The 19,834-nt window shown below is 66.4% G+C and carries 11 protein-coding genes; 6 read left to right on the forward strand and 5 right to left on the reverse strand.

Features of this window, described 5'->3' with window-relative positions; translation table 11 throughout:
* Positions 1-911 precede the first annotated feature (911 nt).
* Together uca and atzF are read left to right on the forward strand one after the other, a co-directional pair.
* A complete protein-coding gene (uca, locus tag BG61_RS26085; protein WP_035942442.1) occupies positions 912-4,520 on the forward strand; it encodes an urea carboxylase in 3,609 nt (1,202 codons plus the stop codon).
* A 16-nt stretch (positions 4,521-4,536) separates the two neighbouring features.
* Positions 4,537-6,354: an allophanate hydrolase gene (atzF, locus tag BG61_RS26090; protein ID WP_035942444.1), complete on the forward strand. Its 1,818-nt coding sequence runs from the start codon at positions 4,537-4,539 to the stop codon at positions 6,352-6,354.
* Between the two features lie 211 nt (positions 6,355-6,565).
* Here the strand turns inward: atzF and BG61_RS26095 are convergent, their stop codons facing one another.
* Both BG61_RS26095 and BG61_RS26100 read right to left on the reverse strand, forming a co-directional pair.
* The gene (locus BG61_RS26095; protein ID WP_035942445.1) at positions 6,566-8,686 is read right to left on the reverse strand and encodes a D-(-)-3-hydroxybutyrate oligomer hydrolase; all 2,121 of its coding nucleotides are present in this window, start codon (positions 8,684-8,686) and stop codon (positions 6,566-6,568) included.
* Positions 8,687-9,126: 440 nt separating this feature from the next.
* Positions 9,127-9,495, reverse strand: a complete 369-nt coding sequence (locus tag BG61_RS26100) for a BON domain-containing protein (protein WP_035942447.1) — start codon at positions 9,493-9,495, stop codon at positions 9,127-9,129.
* A gap of 620 nt (positions 9,496-10,115) precedes the next feature.
* Between BG61_RS26100 and BG61_RS26105 the strand changes: the two genes are divergently transcribed.
* The 3 genes from BG61_RS26105 to BG61_RS26115 all read left to right on the forward strand — a co-directional run bounded on the left by BG61_RS26105 (position 10,116) and on the right by BG61_RS26115 (position 13,468).
* Positions 10,116-11,552, forward strand: coding sequence for a TAXI family TRAP transporter solute-binding subunit (locus tag BG61_RS26105; RefSeq protein WP_035942448.1), 1,437 nt, complete (start codon positions 10,116-10,118; stop codon positions 11,550-11,552).
* 78 nt (positions 11,553-11,630) lie between these two features.
* Positions 11,631-12,293, forward strand: a complete 663-nt coding sequence (locus BG61_RS26110) for a 2-hydroxychromene-2-carboxylate isomerase (RefSeq protein WP_035942450.1) — start codon at positions 11,631-11,633, stop codon at positions 12,291-12,293.
* A 227-nt stretch (positions 12,294-12,520) separates the two neighbouring features.
* Complete coding sequence (locus tag BG61_RS26115; protein ID WP_035942452.1) at positions 12,521-13,468, forward strand: LysR family transcriptional regulator; 948 nt, start codon at positions 12,521-12,523, stop codon at positions 13,466-13,468.
* A 1,019-nt stretch (positions 13,469-14,487) separates the two neighbouring features.
* Here BG61_RS26115 and xdhC read toward each other — a convergent pair.
* Genes xdhC through xdhA form a run of 3 tightly spaced genes read right to left on the reverse strand, consistent with a single transcriptional unit; the run spans position 14,488 to position 18,887 of the window.
* Positions 14,488-14,985 (reverse strand): xanthine dehydrogenase accessory protein XdhC, encoded by a 498-nt coding sequence (gene xdhC / locus BG61_RS26120; protein WP_051672791.1) that lies wholly within the window; start codon positions 14,983-14,985, stop codon positions 14,488-14,490.
* Entirely contained in the window at positions 14,982-17,345 is a 2,364-nt protein-coding gene (xdhB, locus tag BG61_RS26125; RefSeq protein WP_035942453.1) for a xanthine dehydrogenase molybdopterin binding subunit, read from the reverse strand. The genes xdhC and xdhB overlap by 4 nt, the downstream gene beginning before the upstream one ends.
* 15 nt (positions 17,346-17,360) lie before the next feature.
* Positions 17,361-18,887 carry a xanthine dehydrogenase small subunit gene (gene xdhA / locus BG61_RS26130; protein ID WP_035942455.1) on the reverse strand — a complete coding sequence of 509 codons (1,527 nt, stop codon included), beginning with the start codon at positions 18,885-18,887 and terminating at the stop codon, positions 17,361-17,363.
* A 299-nt stretch (positions 18,888-19,186) separates the two neighbouring features.
* Between xdhA and BG61_RS26135 the strand changes: the two genes are divergently transcribed.
* On the forward strand, positions 19,187-19,834 hold a 648-nt coding region (locus BG61_RS26135), incomplete at its 3' end, for an MFS transporter (protein ID WP_035942456.1).

Below are 19,834 nucleotides of genomic sequence, written 5' to 3' on the forward strand. Positions count from 1 at the left end.
TGTTATCGGTCTATTAGCTTCGCCCCTGTGCGGGGCGGCAGGGATTGTCGCTAGCGCTTGGATTCGGCCGTTGCAGAACCGTCTGATGCGCCTGCGCTCCTATGAAACTTGATTTGATATTGGTCTATTAGCTTCGCCCCTGTGCGGGGCAGCAGTCACTTTCTTTGCTGCTGCAAAGAAAGTAACCAAAGAAAGCAGCTATGAGGCAAGCGGTGTTAGGACGTGACCACGTTTGAGTCATTCAGAGGGGCCCGACCGTGGGAGTGTCCACCGCTGTTCGTCGAGCGGACAGGTACGCGGACCCACTGTGTCGTCGCGCCGTCAAACGAAGTGGTAAGGCAGTCATTCATCCGTCTCGGCACTGCGTGCCCGACGAAGGATGAATCAGTTGGTGGAGCAGGCTGAGCGGGTCATGCGCGGTAGTCCGCGCAAAAGAAAGCGAAGCGGATGGTTGCAATGGACGATGCGTCGGAGCGAAGCGAGGACGGAGGTATGACTGCCTTACCACTTTGCTTAACGGCTCGACCACGCGGTGGGTCCGCGTACCTGTCCGGGTGAAACACAGAGGTGGACACTCCGGCGGTCGGGCAACTCTGAATGAATAACGGCGATGACTTTGTGAAAACGACGAGCGAAAAAGCTGCTTTCTTTGGTTACTTTCTTTGCAGCAGCAAAGAAAGTGACTGCCGCCCCGCACAGGGGCGTGCTAATAAACCAAAAGCAAAGCAAGTTCCACGGGAGCACAAGCGCATCAAACGGTTGCACGAGCACCCGTCTCAAGCGCCAGCGACCTCCCCCGAACGGTTGAACGAACACCCAACCCAAGCGCCAGCGCCCTTCTTGCCGCGGACGACCGCGGCACGCATCTCCCACGTGGCGGGACGGCCCGCCCACGCATCCAGCCTCCTCTCATGTTCGAAAAGGTCCTGATTGCCAATCGCGGCGCCATCGCGTGCCGCATCCTTCGCACGCTGCGCGATCTCGACATCGCGGGCGTCGCCGTGTACAGCGAAGCCGATCTCGCAAGCCGTCATGTGAGCGAAGCCACCATCGCCCATTCCCTCGGCGACGGCAACGCGACATCCACCTACCTCGATGTCGCGAAAATCCTCGACATCGCGCGCCGCGAAAACGTGCAGGCCATTCACCCGGGCTACGGCTTCCTGTCGGAGAACGCGGAGTTCGGCGAAGCATGCGAAGCGGCAGGCGTCGCGTTCATCGGACCCACGCCCGCGCAACTGCGTGCGTTCGGCCTGAAGCACACGGCCCGCGCGATCGCCGCCGATGAGGGCGTGCCGATGCTCGAAGGCACAGGCCTCCTCGACGGCATCGAAGCCGCACTGCTGGCCGCGAACGCGATCGGCTACCCGGTGATGCTCAAGAGCACGGCGGGCGGCGGCGGCATCGGCATGCGCGTGTGCTGGAGCGCGGACGACCTCGCCACCCACTTCGACGTCGTGAAGCGCCTCGGCCAGAACAATTTCAGCGACTCGGGCGTGTTCATCGAGAAATACATCGAGCGTGCCCGCCATCTCGAAGTGCAGGTCTTCGGCGACGGCCGCGGCAACGCGCTCGCGCTCGGCGTGCGCGACTGCTCCGTGCAGCGGCGCAACCAGAAGGTGCTGGAGGAAACGCCCGCGCCGTCGCTGCCCGACGGCATGTCGGATGCGCTCTGCGAAGCGGCGCTGCGCCTCGCCAAAGCGGTGAACTACCGCTCGGCGGGCACCGTCGAGTTCGTCTACGACAGCAGCGCCGAGCGCTTCTATTTCCTCGAAGTGAATACGCGCCTGCAGGTCGAGCACGGCGTGACCGAGCAGGTCTGGGGCGTCGACCTCGTGCGCTGGATGATCGAACTCGCAGCCGGCACGCTCGCGCCGCTCGACGAACTCGCCGCCACCCTGAAACCAAGCGGCCACGCGATCCAGGCGCGTCTCTACGCGGAAGACCCCGGCCGCGACTTCAAGCCAAGCCCGGGTCTGCTCACCGAAGTCGTCTTCCCGCCAACCGACGGCCGGGCGCTTCGCATCGACACGTGGATCGAGGCCGGTTGCGAAGTGCCGCCCTACTTCGACCCGATGCTGGCGAAGGTGATCGCGTGGTCGCCGGGCCGCGATGCGGCGCGCCACGCGCTTGCCGCCGCCTTGCAGGCGACGCGCATCTACGGCGTCGAGACGAACCGCGAGTACCTGCGCCAGATCATCGACGACACGCCGTTCGCCTCCGGCGAGCCGTGGACGCGCTGTCTCGAAGGCCTGCGCTACCACGCGAACACGCTGGAAGTGGTGAGCGGCGGCACGCAGACGACCGTGCAGGACTTTCCGGGCCGTCTCGGCTACTGGGCGGTCGGCATTCCGCCGTCGGGCCCGATGGACGATCGCTCGTTGCGCCTGGGAAACCGCCTGCTGAACAACGCCGCCGATTCCGCCGCGCTCGAAATCACGATGAGCGGCCCGACGCTGCGCTTCAACACGGACGCCGTGATCGCGGTGACCGGCGCGCAACTGACCGTGAAAATCGACGACAGCGAGCAGCCGATGAACACGGCGCTCTTCGTTCCCGCCGGTTCGACGCTCGCACTCGGCACGATCCGCGGCGCGGGCGCGCGCGCGTATCTGTGCCTGCGCGGCGGCTTCGATGTCGCGCTCTATCTCGGCAGCCGCAGCACCTTCACGCTCGGGCAGTTCGGCGGACACGGCGGCCGCGCCCTGCGCGCGGGCGACGTGCTGCATCTGTATCCGCTCGACGATCCGCAGGCGGGCGCGCAGCTTCCGTTCGCGCCCGCGCTCGACACGGTCCGCACGCTGCGCGTGATCTACGGGCCGCACGGCGCGCCGGAATACTTCAGCCAGCGCTACATCGATCGGTTCCTCGATACCGAATGGGAAACCCACTTCAATTCGAGCCGCACCGGCGTGCGCCTGATCGGACCGAAGCCCGAATGGACGCGCGAGGACGGCGGCGAAGCGGGGCTGCATCCGTCGAATATTCACGACAACCCGTACGCGGTCGGCGCGATCGATTTCACCGGCGACATGCCCGTGATCCTCGGACCTGACGGCCCGAGCCTCGGCGGCTTCGTGTGCCCGGTGACGATCATCGAAGCCGACCTCTGGCAGATCGGTCAGTTGAAGGCCGGCGACAAGGTGCGCTTCGTGCCGGTCGGAATTGGCGAAGCGCGCGCGGCCGCTGCGGCGCGCCTGCGCGAAGTGGAAACGCTCGAAGCGCAACCCGCAACACCCGCACCACCCAGCGCCGGCGTGCGATCGCTCGTCTCGCCCATCGTGCTCGACACCGGCGCCGACCACGACCGCCTCGTCGCGCGCGTATCCGGCGACACGCATCTGCTGCTCGAACTCGGCCCCGCCGAGCTCGATCTCGTGCTGCGCTTTCGCGGCCACGCGCTGATGCAGTCGCTCGAAGCGCTGGCGCTGCCGGGCGTGATCGACGTGACGCCCGGCATCCGTTCGCTGCAGATCCACTATCAGCCGGAGCGCCTGCCGCTCGCGCAACTGCTCGGCACGGTCGAGCGCGCGTGGCAGGACGTGCTGCTGCAAAAGGATTTGCGCGCGCCGTCGCGCATCGTGCATCTGCCGCTCTCGTGGGACGATCCGGCGTGCCGCCTCGCCATCGAGAAGTACATGACCACCGTGCGCCCGGACGCCCCGTGGTGCCCGAGCAACCTGGAGTTCATCCGCCGCATCAACGATCTCGATTCGATCGACGCCGTGAAGCGCATCGTTTTCGACGCGAGCTATCTGGTGATGGGTCTCGGCGACGTGTACCTCGGCGCGCCGGTCGCGACGCCGCTCGATCCGCGCCACCGGCTCGTCACGACCAAGTACAACCCGGCGCGCACGTGGACGGCGGAGAACTCGGTCGGCATCGGCGGGGCCTATCTGTGCGTGTACGGCATGGAGGGGCCGGGCGGCTACCAGTTCGTCGGACGCACGCTGCAGATGTGGAACCGCTATCGCGCCACCGCCGATTTCGCGGGCCGTCCGTACCTGCTGCGCTTCTTCGATCAGATCCGCTTCTACGAAGTCGGCGCCGAGGAACTGCTGCGCATCCGCGCGGATTTTCCGCTCGGACGCTATCCGCTCAGGATCGAGCAAACCGAGCTGTCGCTGGCGGACTATCAGGCGTTTCTCGCGCGCGAGGCGCCCGGGATCGACGCGTTCCGCGCGCGCCAGCAGGCCGCGTTTCAGGCCGAGCGCGAACGCTGGCGGGAAGCGGGTGCGTCGGAGGAGAGCATCGAGCCGCCGGTGGTCGCCGACACGCAGGCCGCGCCCCTCGAAGACGGCCAGACCGCCGTCGAGAGCGAGATCGCGGGCAACCTGTGGCAGGTGCGCGTGAAGCCGGGCGAGCACGTCGCCGCCGGCGACGTGCTCGTCGTCATCGAATCCATGAAGATGGAGATCTCGGTGTGCGCGCCGTGCGCGGGAACCGTGGGCGACGTGTACGTCGCGCCCGGAACGCCCGTGCGCGCGGGCCAGCGGGTCGCCGTCATCGAAAGTATCTGAGTCCAAGGAAAATGCCATGCCCTCATTCGACCTGCGCCTCTCCACGCTGCGCGCCGCGTATCGCGCGAAGGCCACGACGCCCGCGAAACTCATCGGCGAGCTGCGCGAGAAGGCCGCGGCGCTCGACGCCGAATTTCACCTCTTCATCCACCTGCTGAGCGACGCCGAAATCGCGCCCTACCTCGACGCGCTCGAAGGGCATTCCCCCGATTCGCTGCCGCTCTACGGCGTGCCGTTCGCGATCAAGGACAACATCGACCTCGCCGGCATCCCGACGACCGCCGCCTGCCCCGCCTTCGCCTACACGCCCGGCGAATCGGCGACGCTCGTCGCGCAACTGATCGCGCTCGGCGCCGTGCCGATCGGCAAGGCGAACCTCGACCAGTTTGCCACCGGCCTGAACGGCACGCGCTCGCCATATGGCAAGTGCCGCAACAGCGTGCATCCGGACTACCCGTCGGGCGGATCGAGCGCCGGGTCGGCACTCGCGGTGGCGCTCGGCGTCGCGAGCTTCGCGCTCGGCACCGACACCGCCGGCTCCGGCCGCGTGCCCGCGGCGCTGAACAACCTCGTCGGGCTGAAGGCGACGAAGGGCCTGCTCTCGACGGCGGGCGTCGTGCCCGCCTGCCGCACGCTCGACTGCGTGACGTACTTCACCGCGACGGCCCGCGAAGCGAGCGAACTGCTCGCGCTGACCGCGAAGGACGATCCCCGCGACGCATACAGCCGCGCGAATCCGCAATTCAACGACGCGAGCGCGTTCGGCAAGCTTCCGGCCTTTCGCTTCGGCGTGCCTTCGGTGCTCGAATTCGCGGGCTGTGCGGAAAGTCCCGCGCTGTTCGCGCAGGCGCGCGCCGCCCTCGAAGCGGCGGGCGGCGTGGCGGTCGAGATCGACTTCGCGCCGTTCGCCGAAGCGGCGCGGCTTCTCTACGAAGGGCCGTGGGTCGCGGAGCGGTACAGCGTCGCGGGCGAGCTGATGCAGACGAACCCCGACGTCGTGCTGCCCGTGATCCGCGACGTGCTCGCGAAGGCGCCCGGCACGACCGCCGTCGACGCTTTCCGCGCGCAGTATCGTCTGCAGGCGCTGAAAAAAACCTGCGACGCCGTGCTCGACAGGCTCGACTTCGTGCTCACGCCGAGCTTTCCGCGCCCGGTCACGCTCGACGAACTCGCGCGCGATCCGATCGGCCCGAACTCGCTGCTCGGCTACTACACGAACTTCATGAACCTGCTCGACTACGCGGCCGTCGCGACGCCGACGGCGTTCATGGCGAACGGCCTGCCGTGGGGCGTGACGGTGTTCGGCCGCGCATTCACCGACCAGTACCTGCTGAGCGCCGCCGATACGCTGCAGCGCGCGTTTGCGCTGCCGGTCGTGGGCGGCGGCACGCTGAGCGGCGATGCATCCGAGGGGGCGGCGCGCAACGATCGCGTGCGGTTCGTCGTCTGCGGGGCGCATCTCGATGGCTTGCCGCTTAACGGGCAACTGCGTGCGCGCGGCGCCCGGCTCGTCGAAGCGACGGCGAGCGCGCCGCGCTACCGGCTGCACGCGCTCCCGGCCGGCGCGGGCGGCGTGCGTCGTCCGGGCATGGAGCGCGTCGCGCGCGACGGCGCGGCGATCGCGGTGGAAGTGTGGGAACTGCCGAGCGCGGAACTCGGCTCGTTCCTGAGCGGCATTCCCGCGCCGCTCGCGCTCGGCAAGGTCGAACTCGCCGACGGAAGCTGGGAAACCGGCTTCGTCTGCGAAGGATACGGACTGGAAGGCGCAACCGATATCACGCGCTTCGGCGGCTGGCGCGCGTGGCTTGCGCATCGGGAGGATGAGGCGCGGTAGGGGAAAAGTCGTCGGCGCGCCGCTGAGAACAGGCCGTCGGGGCAGACGTCTGCCCGGACGGCCTTGCGTTCGGCGCGGCGGTCGAAAGCCGCCCGCCCGCTGAAAGCAGCGGACGATCAAGGCAGATGGCTGCCCGAACCGCCTTCCGTTGGGCGCGTGCAGTGGAAAGCCGTCCACTCGTCAAAAACTCGGACGGTTTCGCGAACCGCCGTCAGTTCGGCACGTTCACCGCGCCAAACGATGCCGTGATCGCGTTCCCGCCCGGGTTCGCGGCGATCGCCGGCAGATTGGCCGTCGTGAGCGCCGGTGCGGCGCCCGGCGTGCCGCCGCGCGGCGTCGTGCGAACCACCTGCGACGGCGGCAGCGCCGCGCCGTTCTTCAGGTGATTCCACATCAGGTTCAGCGCCTGGATATCGTAGTAGTGAACCGGGATGAACCGCGTGTCGAAGCCCGCGACGCTGAGGAACGCGTCGAAGTGCTGCCCGTTCGTGATCTCGTAGAACGACAGCTTGCTCGATTTCCCCTCGGCCACCTGGTTCATGCCGAGATACGGACGCGACGCATGGTTGATCGGCACGAGCGTATCGGCGCGGCCCTGCACGATGATGGCAGGCTTGCCGCGCAGGTTGCCGTTCACGCGCACGGCATTGACGTTCGCCACCATCGTCGCGTTGCCGTTCGTCCACAGCGAGCGCAGGCAGGCCGCGCCCGCGAAGCTCGCATCGGCGGTGGCGAGCCGGTGGTCCGCCGCACCCGCGTTCCCCGCGTTGTAGACGAGATTGACGCCATTCGTCGGCGGTACGCCGTTGCCGTTGCCGAACACGGTCGGCATCGGCGAGACGAGCGGCGTCACGCCTGCCGCGCCGCTCACCGCGTTCGTCGTGCCGAAGCTGAAGTTGCACAGGTTGTCGGCGACGCTCGACTGCATGTAAGCGTTCGCGTACGTCACCGCGACGGCGGGCACTGCCTGCGAGTCCCACATCGGCGCCTGCAGCGTGTCCGAGTCGGTCTGATAGCCGGCCTCATGGAGTTTCGAGAGCGCGTCGTTGCCCTGGCTCACGGGGTCGCCGCCGCTCACGAGGCCGCTCGCGGCCAGCGACGCACAGCGCGCCGTGCGAATTGCGTTCGTGGTGACGAGCAGCAGCGAGCTCAGATACGGCGACCCGTTCGCCGCCGTGGCGAGCGCCGCGCAAGGCTGGAGCAGATTGGCGAGCGTCGTGTAGTCGGCGAGCGGCTTGCCGAATGCGCCGACCGGCACGCCGCCCTGCCGCACCGACACCTGCGGCGGCAGGTTCAGGTTGATCTGCGGCTCCCCGACGACCACCGCCGTGATCCAGCCATCCTTATCCTGCTCCGCTGCGGCGATGGCGGCGCCGCCGCCGTTGCTGACGGACGACGCGATCGTCGTCACGCTGCCCTTCGAGTAGCGCACCTTGCGCGTGGTGCCGTCGAGCGTGCCGTAGGTATCGTTGAGCGCCCAGTAGGCGAACTGGATCGCCTCCAGCGTGTTGGTGCCCCAGTCCTTCTCGGGATTCTGCTGAGAATGCGCGTGCTTGAACGCATAGCGGTTCGGAAAACTCGTATTGAACGCGGAAAGCGACGTCTGGCCGAGGTTCGCGGTGAAGATGCTGGTCCTGCCGGCAGCATTGGCATTGATGAGCGTGCCGTCGATGAGCGTCACGTTGTTCGTCGCCAGTTCGTGCGCGCCGTTGCCGGTGCCCTTGTCGGTATAGGCGACCGCGCAGCCGCGCTTCAGGCCCCACTCGCCCGCCGCGGAGATGGCGCCGTACACGCCGCGCGACCCCGACGACGTCGCCGTGACGATGCAAGGCTGGTCCGGGTTGAAGCTCGCCGGAATCTGCACGAGCAGGCTCACGTTCTGCTTGCCGCTGCCGTTGTCGGCGAAGGCGAGGTATTCCTTGCCGGCGATCTTGCCTTCGCCGAGCGTGTCGTTGCCGTTCAGGTCGACGTTCGGCCCCCAGAAGCGCCCGTAGCCGCCGTTCGTCGTCATGTCGACGAGCGCGCGGTAGTTCGAATAGATCGCGAGGCGCCGCAGTTCGGCGGCGGTGGGCTTGACAGCGTTGGCGATCGCGGGCGGCGTAGCCGACGCGAGTCCGGTTTTGCCGAGGCCGGCCGTGAGCAGGTCGTCGGTGTTGCCGTCGTAGGTCTGGGTGTTCACCGATCCTGCGATGAAGTTCGGCAGCGTGTTGTTGGCGGGACCACCTCCTCCGCCGCCGCTGCCGCCGTTATCGTCGTCACCGCATGCCGTCAGCACCGCGGCGCCGAGCACAATGAGCATCGCCGTTCGCGAGATGCGTGGAATTCTTGTCATTTTTTCGTCTCCGCCATTGGTCTTGATTGTATGCCGGACAGCGGGCCCGGTTGGGCCCGGTTGGGCACGGTAGCGAATCGTCGTTTCTACAGACGATTGAGTGGAAAAGCGGCGGCAAGTTTCAGACCTGTTTCCGACGCGCGGCCAAGGCTCGTCGGTTGAAGTCCACGTGGCCTCGCGACCATCCGGCGCCGGACGGCCTTCGTCCCGAACCGGAGACACGGGCTGAAGCGCGTTCTCCCGCATCGCCTGCAACGCGAGGCGCAGCGCGGAATCTCGCACGCACGACGCGCCGTCTCCACCGCGAGACGCCTGTCCTGTCACATCGCATCGCCGCGCCAAATAAAAACGGGCTCCGGCGCGAACGCCGGAGCCCGTCTGGCCGTATGACCGGCATCGCATCGCCGCGCTTCAGGAGAACGGCGACGCGTGATGCCCGCTCAGCCTCCGCCGCCCTGCGTGCCGAGCGAGATCTTGTTCGAGACGGACTTCACGCCGGGCACGGCCTTCGCGATTTCCTCAGCCTGGCCGATCTGGTTGCCCTCCGGCACCGTGCCGGTGAGCACGACCGCGCCGTTACGCGCCTTCACGAAGACGTTCGACACGTCGAAGCCTTGCGCCTTCGACAACGCGCGACGAACATCCAGACCGAGCTTGCGGTCGGTCTTCTTGGTAGCGTTCTTCGCTGCCTTGGCCGATGCGGCCGAATCGGCGGTCGCAGTGGCATCGCTCGTCTGGGCGTAGGCGCTCGACGCCATCGCCACGCATACCACCACACCCAGCGCCTTCAACATATCGACTACTTTCATGGTTTCTCCTTTTGTTTCGCTTATTGCTTCGCACAGTTGCTACTTCGGACGAACCGCATCTACCTAGCGGCTTGGGCTACGACATCGTGCGGCACTTGGCAGGCCGCATGCATGGCGCCGCGCGGCGTTCAATGCATGACCGGCCGGCAAGCCGGCGAATGTAGCGACACGGTGCTGCGAGAGACTGGCGAATCAATCGAATGCTCGGCCGGTTACCGGGCAGTGCCCGACGGCTCAAATATGGATGCTGCCTGACGCGCGACCCTTCGCGTGGCGGCTTTAGCCCACATTGCGGGCAAGCAGCGCGCACGCGGCCAAGGGCGGCGGCGAACGTCAATTTAATCCAGCGCGTCAATAAGCGCAAAGCATTTAACAACGCGCGCGGCACGCGCACGACACGCCCGCCGACGGCCCCATCCGCTCGTCCGGCGGTCCGGCGTCCATTCGATCTCATGTACCATCGACGGAAACCGGCATCCCGCGCCGCAATCCGGCGCGATCGCATCCGTTGCCGCGCGGGAACGTCTTCGGCGCCGCGCCGTCATTCTTACTAATTCATTACGAAACCGCAGGCCGCCGTACGGCCACGCGACGTTTTTCGAGCAACCATCACCGAAGAGATGACCCAGCCCTCAGGACGCAAACCCCCGCCTCGCATCGTCGCCCGCTTCGTTGCAATATCCTGGCGCGACCTCGCGCTCACGTTCCTGCCGATCCTCATCGTCAGCGCCGCCGCGATCTATCTCGCGGTGCGCCTGATCCAGCCCGCGCCGCCCAGCACGCTGACGATCGCAGCCGGCACCAAGGGCAGCTCGTTCTGGAACAGCGCGCAGAAATACAAGGCGATCCTCGCGCGCAACGGCGTCACGCTCAATGTGCTGGAAACGCAGGGCTCGCTCGACAACCTGCGCCGCCTCGACGACCCGAAGTCGAAGGCCGATGTCGGCTTCGTGCAGGGCGGCATCAGCCCGCCGGGCACGACGCACGACAACCTGATGTCGCTTGGCAGCGTGTCCTACGTGCCGCTCGCCGTGTTCTATCGCGGGCCGGCCATCACGCGGCTCTCGGAGCTGAAGGGCAAGCGGCTCGCCATCAGCAGCGAGGGCAGCGGCACGCGCGCGCTCGCGCTCACGCTCCTGAAGGCGAACGGCATCGAACCGGGCGGCGACACCGAACTGCTGCCGCTTTCCGGCGACGAAGCCGCCGCCGCGCTCCTGAAGGACGAGATCGACGCCGCGTTTCTCACCGGCGACTCCGCGCAGCCGCCGACGATGGGCAAGCTCTTTCGCACGCCGGGCATCCGCTTCTTCGACTTCGCGCAGGCCGAGGCATATTCCCGCCGGTTTCCGTACCTGAACGTGATCGAGCTGCCGATGGGCGCCTTCGATTTCGCGAAAAACCTGCCCCCGCGCCCGATCCACATGGTCGCGCCGACGGCGGAGCTCGTCGCCCGCGACGGGCTGCATCCGGCGCTGTCGGACCTGCTGATCGAGGCGGCCCGCGAGGTGCACGGCCGCGCGAACCTGATGCAGCGCGCGAACGAGTTTCCGGCGCCGCTCGTCCACGAGTACCGGATCAGCGACGACGCCGAGCGCTACTACAAGTCGGGTAAAAGCTTCCTGTACCGCTCGCTGCCGTTCTGGGTCGCGAGCCTCGCCGACCGCGTGCTCGTGCTGCTGGTGCCGGTCATCGTGGTGCTGATTCCGGGCCTGCGGCTCGTGCCGGGGCTCTACCGGTGGCGCGTGAAATCGCGCATCTACCGCTGGTATGGCGCGCTGATTGCAATAGAACGCGAGGCGATGAGCGAGCCCGACCACGCGCAGCGCGAGGCGCTGATCGACCGGGTCGACGCCATCGAAAACGCCGTCAACCGCATGAAAATGCCGCTCGCGTTCGCGGACCAGTTCTATGTGTTGCGCGAGCACATCGGCTTCGTGCGGCGGCGGCTCGCGCTGGCACACGCGGCGGCGCGCGACGCGCAGGCTTCGCAGGCGGCGGAGGCACCGGATGAGCGCCCCGATGCGCCGGAAGTCGCGACACGGGCAGACACCGCGTGACGCAGCACGTAATATCGAAGAGATAACAAGCCACGCAAGAGCGCCGCCGCGCGCAGGACAAGTCACGGAGAATCAATCATGAGCGCCCCGCATTCCACCGGTCACGGCCAACCGTATTTTTTCTTCGATTTCATCTCGCCCTTCTCGTACCTGCTGCTCGAACAGCACGACAAGTGGCCGGACATGCCGTTCAAGATCACGCCCGTCTCGCTGATGAAGCTGCTCGAACGCTGGGGGCAGCCGCATGCGGCGACGATTCCGTCGAAGCGCGTCTTCACCTATCGCCACGCGCTCTTTCGCGCGGAGCAGCTCGGCATTCCGTTCAGGATGCCGCCGACGCACCCGTTCGACCCGAGCAAGGCGCTGCGGCTCGCGGTGGCGGCGGGCGGCGAGCTCGCATGCATCCGCGAGATCTTCCGCTATATCTGGCGCGAGGGCCGCGACCCCGCGACACCCGAGGGTTTTCGCGAACTCTGCCTGCATGTCGGGCTGCCCGACGGCGAAACGCTGATCGAGCAGGAAGACGCCAAGGCGAAACTGCGCGAGAACAACGACCTCGCCGTGACGCTCGGCGTGTTCGGCGTGCCGACCTTCGTCGTCAACGACCAGCTGTTCTGGGGCGAAGACACGCTGCCGATGGTGCTGTACGTCGCGCGCTCGCCGAACTGGCTCGAAGGCACGGAAGTGCGCCGCATCAGCAACCTGCCGATGGCGCGCACGGATGGCGATTTCGGACGGTGAACGCGGTGCCGGCGGTGACGGCGGCGGTGACGGCGGCGGTAAGCGCGCCGGCGGCGGCATTGCGGCGCGGGCGAAGCGTGCCGCGCGAGAGGTCCGCCTATGCCGCGCATAGCGCGTGCGCTATGGCGCTGCGGGAGGGAAACGGCGTAACTTAGCGCATTGCCGTTTCGGCCGACGGACGGCGCAGGCCGCTTTTGCCCGTCCGCCTCCAACCGCTTTTGCCGCCCATGGACGATTTCGCCGATTCCCTCGACATCTGGCTCATTCGCGTGCTGCGCACGCTGCTGCTCGAGCGCAGCGTGACGCAGACCGCGCAGCGGCTCAACCAGACGCAGCCGGCGATCAGCACGGCGCTCAGGCGTCTGCGCGAGATCCTGAACGATCCGATCCTCGTGCGCGGCAAGCAGGGCATGGTGCCGACGGAATACGGCGAATCCCTGCTCGCGCCTGCGCAGCGCGCGTTGCGCGAGGTGGAATTCGTCGCGACGCCGCACGGCGATTTCGATCCCGCCACGTCGCGCCGGACGTTTCGCATTTCCGCGCCCGATTACCTGAATGATTTCTTCATGCCGACGCTTGTCGGCGCGTTCCGGGAACGCGCGCCGCACGCGCGCCTCGAGATCGAATCGCTCAATCCGATGCGCGATCATGAACGCGCGCTCGACGAGGGCGAGATCGATCTGGTGGTGGCGAACTGGCCGAAGCCGGAGACGCGCTTCGCGCGCCAGGATCTGTTCACCGACGTATTCGTCTGCCTGATGCGGGCCGATCATCCGCTTGCACGCGAACCGCTGACGGTCGAGCGCTACGCGCTTGCCGCGCATCTCGCGCCCACGCCGTACAGCGGCGTGAAGCGCCATCCGATCCATATCGGGCTGGAGCGCGCGGGGGTCCGACGGCGCGTCGTCGCGACGATTCCGTACTTCGGGCTCGTGCCGCAGGTGCTGATGCAATCGGACCTGATCTTTACCGCGCCGCGGCGGTTCGCGCTGCATTACGCGGCGCTGCTGCCGCTTGCGGTGCTGGAGTCGCCGGTGCCGTTTCCGCGCATCAAGTGCTATCAGCTTTCGCTGCCGCAGCCGGACCATTCGAGTGATGTTGCATGGCTGCGGGGGTTGATGGCGCAGGTTTCCGAAGAGCTGACGGGGAAGAAGGCGGGAACGGTCGCAGGGTAGGTCGCTGGGGCTTGGTGTACGGACTGCGGTCTTCCGCTCCTCGATACGCCTTTTTGTCTGGGGCCTTGCCTTGCTGTTGGTCTATTGGCTTTACCCCTCCCAGGGATGTCGCTAGCGCTTGGATTCGGGCGGTTGTAGATCCGCTTGATGCGCCTGCGCTCCTATGAAACTTGATTTGATATTGGTCTATTAGCTTCGCCCCCGTGCGGAGCGGCAGTCACACGGGGATGTCGCTTGCGGTTGGATTCGGCGGCTGTAGAACCGTTTGATGCGCCTCCGCTCCTATGAAACTTGTTTTCTTATCGGTCTATTAGCTTCGCCCCTGTGCGGGGCGGCAGTCACTTTCTTTGCTGCTGCAAAGAAAGTAACCAAAGAAAGCAGCTATGGGGTTAGCGGTATTAGGACGTGACCACGATTGCGTCTTTCAGAGTGGCCCGACCGTGGGAGTGTCCACCTCGGTTGGTTGAACGGATAGGTACGCGGACCCTCTGTGTCATCGCGCCGTTACGCGGAGTGGTAAGGCAGTCATCCCTCCGTCCTCGCTTCGCTCCGACGCAAGGTGCGGCACAACCAATCGCTTCGTTTTTTCTGTTTTGCCACGCGTACTGCGGCGCTGTTGCTGTGACTCGGAGCCCGGTCCACCACCAGAATTACCTTTCGTCGTGCACGCAGTGCCGAGACGGATGAATGACTGCCTTACCACTTCGTTTAAGGGTGCGAGGGCGCAGTGGGTCCGCGTGCCTATCCGCCCAACCAACAGAGGTGGACACTCCCACGGTCGGGCCACGCTGAAAGGCTCAATGCGATTTCCTCCTAACACCGCTTGCCCCATAGCTGCTTTCTTTGGTTACTTTCTTTGCAGCAGCAAAGAAAGTGACTGCCGCCCCGCACAGGGGCGAAGCTAATAAACCAAGAACAAAGCAAGTTTCATGGGAGCGCAAGCGCATCAAACGGTGTAGAAGCCCCAACCCCAAGCGCCAGCGAACTACTAGACAAAAATCCCCGGACAAAAACCCGCACTAAACCTCGGCAGCAGCGCAGACCTCCACACGCGAGCGCAAGGAACCGTTCACCAGCAATAGCTGCGCTGCAACGGCCAGAGCAATGGCCCCCGGCGCCTTATCGGCGATCCCTTCAACCCCAATCGGACACGTCATGTCCGCAAGCCTGCACGGCGGCACGCCGCGATCAACCAGACGCCGCTCGAACTTCACGCGTTTCGTCTTCGACCCGATCATCCCGAAGTACGCAAAATCGTCGCGCCGCATGATGCGCTGCGCGAGCGCGAAATCGAGCGAATGATCGTGCGTCATGACAAGAAAATACGCCCCGGCCGGTGCTTCGTCGACAATCGCCTCCGGCAGGTCCGTCGGCTCGATCTGCACGTTGGCGGGCACTTCGTCGGGGAAAAGCTCGTCGCGCGCATCGACCCACTGCACCACGCACGGCAGCGTGCCGAGCAGCCTCACGAGCGCGTGCCCCACATGCCCCGCACCGAACAGCACGACATGCATCATGACCGTGCGCTCCTCACCGCGTTCACCGCCTTCAGGATTTCCTCGGCAGTGGCCGGGGCATTCAGCGGCGGATTCACCTTGTAGTCGCCAACCGCCGCAACGGCGTCGCGGATCGCGAAGAACACCGAAAAGGGCAACAGAAGCGGCGGCTCGCCGACCGCTTTCGACCGATGAATGCTGTCCTCCACATTGCGGTTCTTGAAGAGATTCACGCGAAAATCCGGCGGCGTGTCGTTGACGGTCGGAATCTTGTACGTCGAAGGCGCGTGCGTCATCAGCTTGCCGCCCGCGTTCCACCACAACTCCTCGGTCGTGAGCCAGCCCATGCCCTGCACGAACGCGCCCTCCACCTGCCCCTTGTCGAGCGCGGGATTGAGCGAGTCGCCCACGTCGTGCAGCGCGTCGGCGCGCAGCACACGCATTTCGCCGGTGAGCGTGTCGATCACCACCTCCGACACCGCCGCGCCATACGAGTAGTAGTAGAAGGGCCGCCCCTGCAGCGTCGCCTGGTCCCAGTAGAGCTTGGGTGTCGCGTAGAAACCGTCGGACCACAGCTGCACGCGCGCGAGATACGCCTTCGCGACCACTTCCTCGAACGGAATCGCATCGTCGCTGACGATCACCCGGTCGTTCGCAAAGCGCACGCTCGATGCCGCCACCTCGCCCGCGCCGAACTTCTCGGCGGCGAACTTCGCAAGCCGCTCGCGCAACTGGCGGGCGGCGTCCTGCGCGGCCTTTCCGTTCAGATCGGTTCCGGTGGACGCCGCCGTCGCGGACGTGTTGGCGACCTTGCTGGTGTCGGTCGCCGTCACCCGCACGCGCCCGAACCCGATCCCGAGCTCGTGCGCGACCACTTGCGCGACCTTCGTGTTGAGCCCCTGCCCCATCTCCGTGCCGCCGTGGTTCACGAGAATCGAGCCGTCGGTATAGATGTGGACGAGCGCGCCCGCCTGGTTGAAGTGCGTCACGTTGAACGCGATGCCGAACTTGACCGGCGTGAGCGCGAGACCTTTCTTGAGAATCTCGTTGTTCGCGTTGAATTCGCGCACCGCCTCGCGGCGGCGGCGGTAATCGCTCGTCTGCGCAAGCTCGCCGAGAAGCTCGGGCAGCACGTTGTCATCGACCGTCTGCCCGTACGGCGTGCGGTTGTTGTCCGTCTTGCCGTAGAGGTTGTTCAGGCGCACGTCGAGCGAATCCATGCCGAGCGAGCGCGCGACGTTGTCGATGATGTATTCGATGCCGAACGCGCCCTGCGGCCCGCCGAAGCCGCGAAACGCGGTGTTCGACTGCGTGTTGGTCTTGCCGCAGAAGCCCTCGATGTGCACGTCGGGCAGCCAGTAGGCGTTGTCGAAGTGGCAGACGGCGCGCGTCATGACCGGGCCCGAGAGGTCGGCGGAGAAGCCGCAGCGCGATGTCATGTCGACCGATACGCCGTCGATCACGCCGTTGTCGCGATAGCCCACTTCGAACGTGTAGTGAAAATCGTGGCGCTTGCCGGTGATCATCATGTCGTCGTCGCGGTCGGGGCGCAGCTTGACCGGGCACAGCAGCTTCCACGCGGCGAGCGCGGCGCAGCACGCGAAGATGCCGGACTGCGATTCCTTGCCGCCGAACCCGCCGCCCATCCGGCGGCACTCGACCAGCACGTTGTGCGACGCCACATTCAGCACGTGGGCGACGAGATGCTGCATCTCGGTCGGGTGCTGCGTCGAGCAATAGACGTGCATGCCGTCGTCGTCCTTCGGCACGGCGTATGCGATCTGGCCCTCCAGATAGAACTGCTCCTGTCCGCCGAGCAGCATTTCGCCGCGCTCGTGGTGCGCCGCGCGCGCCATCCGGCCCGCGGCGTCGCCGCGCGCGAGCTTGAGCGGCTTCAGCACATACGATTCGGCCTTGCGTGCCTCCTGCGCGGTGAGCACCGCGGGCAAATCCTCGAATTCGATTTCGGCGCGCCGCGCGGCGAGCCGCGCAGCGTCGTGGGAAGTCGCGACGACGATGAACATCGGCTGCCCGACGTACTGCACGACGCCGTTCGCGAGCACCGGATCGTCGTGGATGATCGGGCCGCAGTCGTTGACGCCCGGGATGTCCTCGGCAGTGAAGACGGCCACGACGCCGGGGGTCGCGCGCACCGCGTCGAACGACATCGAGAGGATCTTCGCGTGCGTCTTCGGGCTCAGTCCGAGCGCGGCGTGCAGTGTGCCCGCGACGAGCGGAATGTCGTCGGTGTAGCTTGCGCGCCCGCTCACGTGCAGATGCGCCGACTCGTGGGGACGCGACACGTGGACCCGCTTGAACGCGTCGATTTCGTTCGCGAGCGATTGTGCGTCGGCGAGGAATGCTTCGGCTTGCTGGTTCATGTTCTTCTTCCTCTCTTACTGGACTTCGACCAGCTGGATCGCGCGGACATCGAGTGCGTGCTTCGGCAGCGGATCGTGCGCACGCGTTTCCAGCCAGAAGCGGTACAGCAGGCTCTTCGCCGTGTCGAGGCGGTAGGTGCTGCTCGCGCGCATGTCGGTGAGCGGGGCGTAGTCGTTGCCGAGGGCGAGCATCGCGGCCTGCGCGGTGGCTTCGTGCCACGGCGCTCCGTCGAGCACCGCTTCGGCCTTCGCCGCGCGCCTGGGCGTCGCCGCCATGCCGCCGAACGCGATGCGCGGCTCGCGGATCGTCTCGCCGTCCGCGATGAACGCGAACGCGGCGCACACGGCGGAAATGTCTGAATCGAAGCGCTTCGAAAGCTTGTAGGTGCGAAATTGCAGCTTCTCGCGCGCGCCGCTGCGCGTGGGCACCTTCAGTCCCGTGACGAATTCGTGCTCGGCCATGTCCTTCTTCTGGTACGCGAGGTACAGGTCTTCGAGCGGCATCTCGCGCTCGCCATCGGCGCCGTGCAGCACGACGCGCGCGCCGAGCGCGATCAGGCCAGGCATCGAATCGCCGATCGGCGAGCCGTTCGCGATGTTGCCGCCGAGCGTGCCCGCGTTGCGGATCGGCAGCGACGCGAAGCGCTGCCACATCTCGGTGAGTTCGGGATACTGCTTGGCGAGTTCGGCATACGCGCGCTCGACGGTCACGCCCGCGCCGATCTCGATCCAGTCGCGCGTGGTTTCGCAGCGCTGCAGCTCCTCGATTTGTCCGACATAGACGATGTCGCCCAGATCGCGCATCTGCTTGGTCACCCACAGGCCGACGTCGGTGCTGCCCGCCAGGATGCGCGTCGCGGGACGCTCCGCCTTGAGTCTGGCGAGCACCTCGACCGTGCGCGGCGCGTCGAAGCGGCGGCCTGCGTGTTCGTAGTGGAAGGTGTCGTCGCGCGTGATGCCGGCCAGCGTGCGCGCGAGCGCGGCCACATCGAGTGGCGCGAGCGGCGCGGGCGCGTCGAACATCTGCTCGGCGGCGTCGACGATCGGGCGGTAGCCGGTGCAGCGGCACAGGTTGCCGGTCAGCGCGTTGCTGATCTCTTCCCGCGACGGCACGCTCTTGTGCGCGCAATGCGCCGCGGGCGTCGTCGCATGACCGTGCTTTTCGTACAGCGCCCACATCGACATGACGAAACCCGGCGTGCAAAAGCCGCACTGCGAGCCGTGGCAGTCGACCAGCGCCTGTTGCACCGGATGCAGCGATCCGTCCGGCTGGCGCAGGTCCTCCACGGTGAAGAGCGCACGGCCGTCGAGTGTCGGCAGGAACTGGATGCACGCGTTCACCGCCTTGAACGCGACGCCGCCCGCCGCGTCGGGCTCGCCGATCACGACCGTGCACGCGCCGCAGTCGCCTTCCGCGCAGCCTTCCTTGGTGCCGGTGCACCGCGCGTCTTCGCGCAGGTATTGCAGGACGGTGCGGGTGGTCGACGCGTCGCTCACTTCGCGGATCGCGTTGCGGTGATAGAAGCGGATCGGCTGGCTCATGTTTTGTGTCTCGTGGGGCGTGGTGCTGATTGAGCTGGTTGCGCAGGGCTCGCGCAGCCTGTGGCGATGGATCGAAAACTATCATCGAAAAAAACGGCAACCCATAGGCAGCATGGCATGAGCGGCATATTCCTATCCCGATATGCGCGCAAAGCCTGATGGGTAAAGCCTGACGGGCAAATCGCAAATGCGCGCAATTACGGATTTTGGCCTATCTGGTTACAAAAGACGGCTCACGCTGCACCGCAACATATGGGAGAATCATGGCTTCCTGCCGATTTCAACCCGCAGTTACCCCTATGTCCACCGACTCTACCTCCGCGCCTCGCAGTGACCTCGCCGTCACCGGGCGCATCGTGTCCGTCGTCGTCTTCACGTTCCTCTGCTATCTGACCATCGGCATTCCGCTCGCGGTGCTGCCGGGCTTCGTGCATACGGACCTGGGCTTCGGCTCGGTGATGGCGGGCGCTGCGATCAGCGTCCAGTACTTCGCGACCCTCGCCTCGCGGCCGCTCGCCGGACGCACGGCGGACACGCTCGGCCCGAAAAAGACGGTGCTCTACGGCCTGACGGCGTGCGGCGCGAGCGGCATTCTGCTGCTCGCGTCGGCGCTCGCGGCGCAGTGGCACACGGTCAGCCTCGTGCTGCTGGTTCTCGGGCGGCTCGTGCTCGGCTTCGGGGAAAGCTGGGTCGGCACCGGCTCGATCACGTGGGGCATCGGGCGCGTCGGCGTGTCGAACAACGCGAAGGTCATTTCGTGGAACGGCATCGCGACCTACGGCGCGCTCGCGCTCGGCGCGCCGCTCGGCGTGGCGATCGAGCATGCGCTCGGCTTTGCGTCGCTCGGCTTCATCGTGATCGCGCTCGGCGCGCTCGGCTACTGGCTCGCGACGCGCATGGCGCCCGTGCCGGTGGTCCATGGCGAGCGCATGTCGTACCGCAGCGTG

This window comes from Caballeronia glathei, assembly GCF_000698595.1.
Lineage (GTDB): Bacteria > Pseudomonadota > Gammaproteobacteria > Burkholderiales > Burkholderiaceae > Caballeronia > Caballeronia glathei.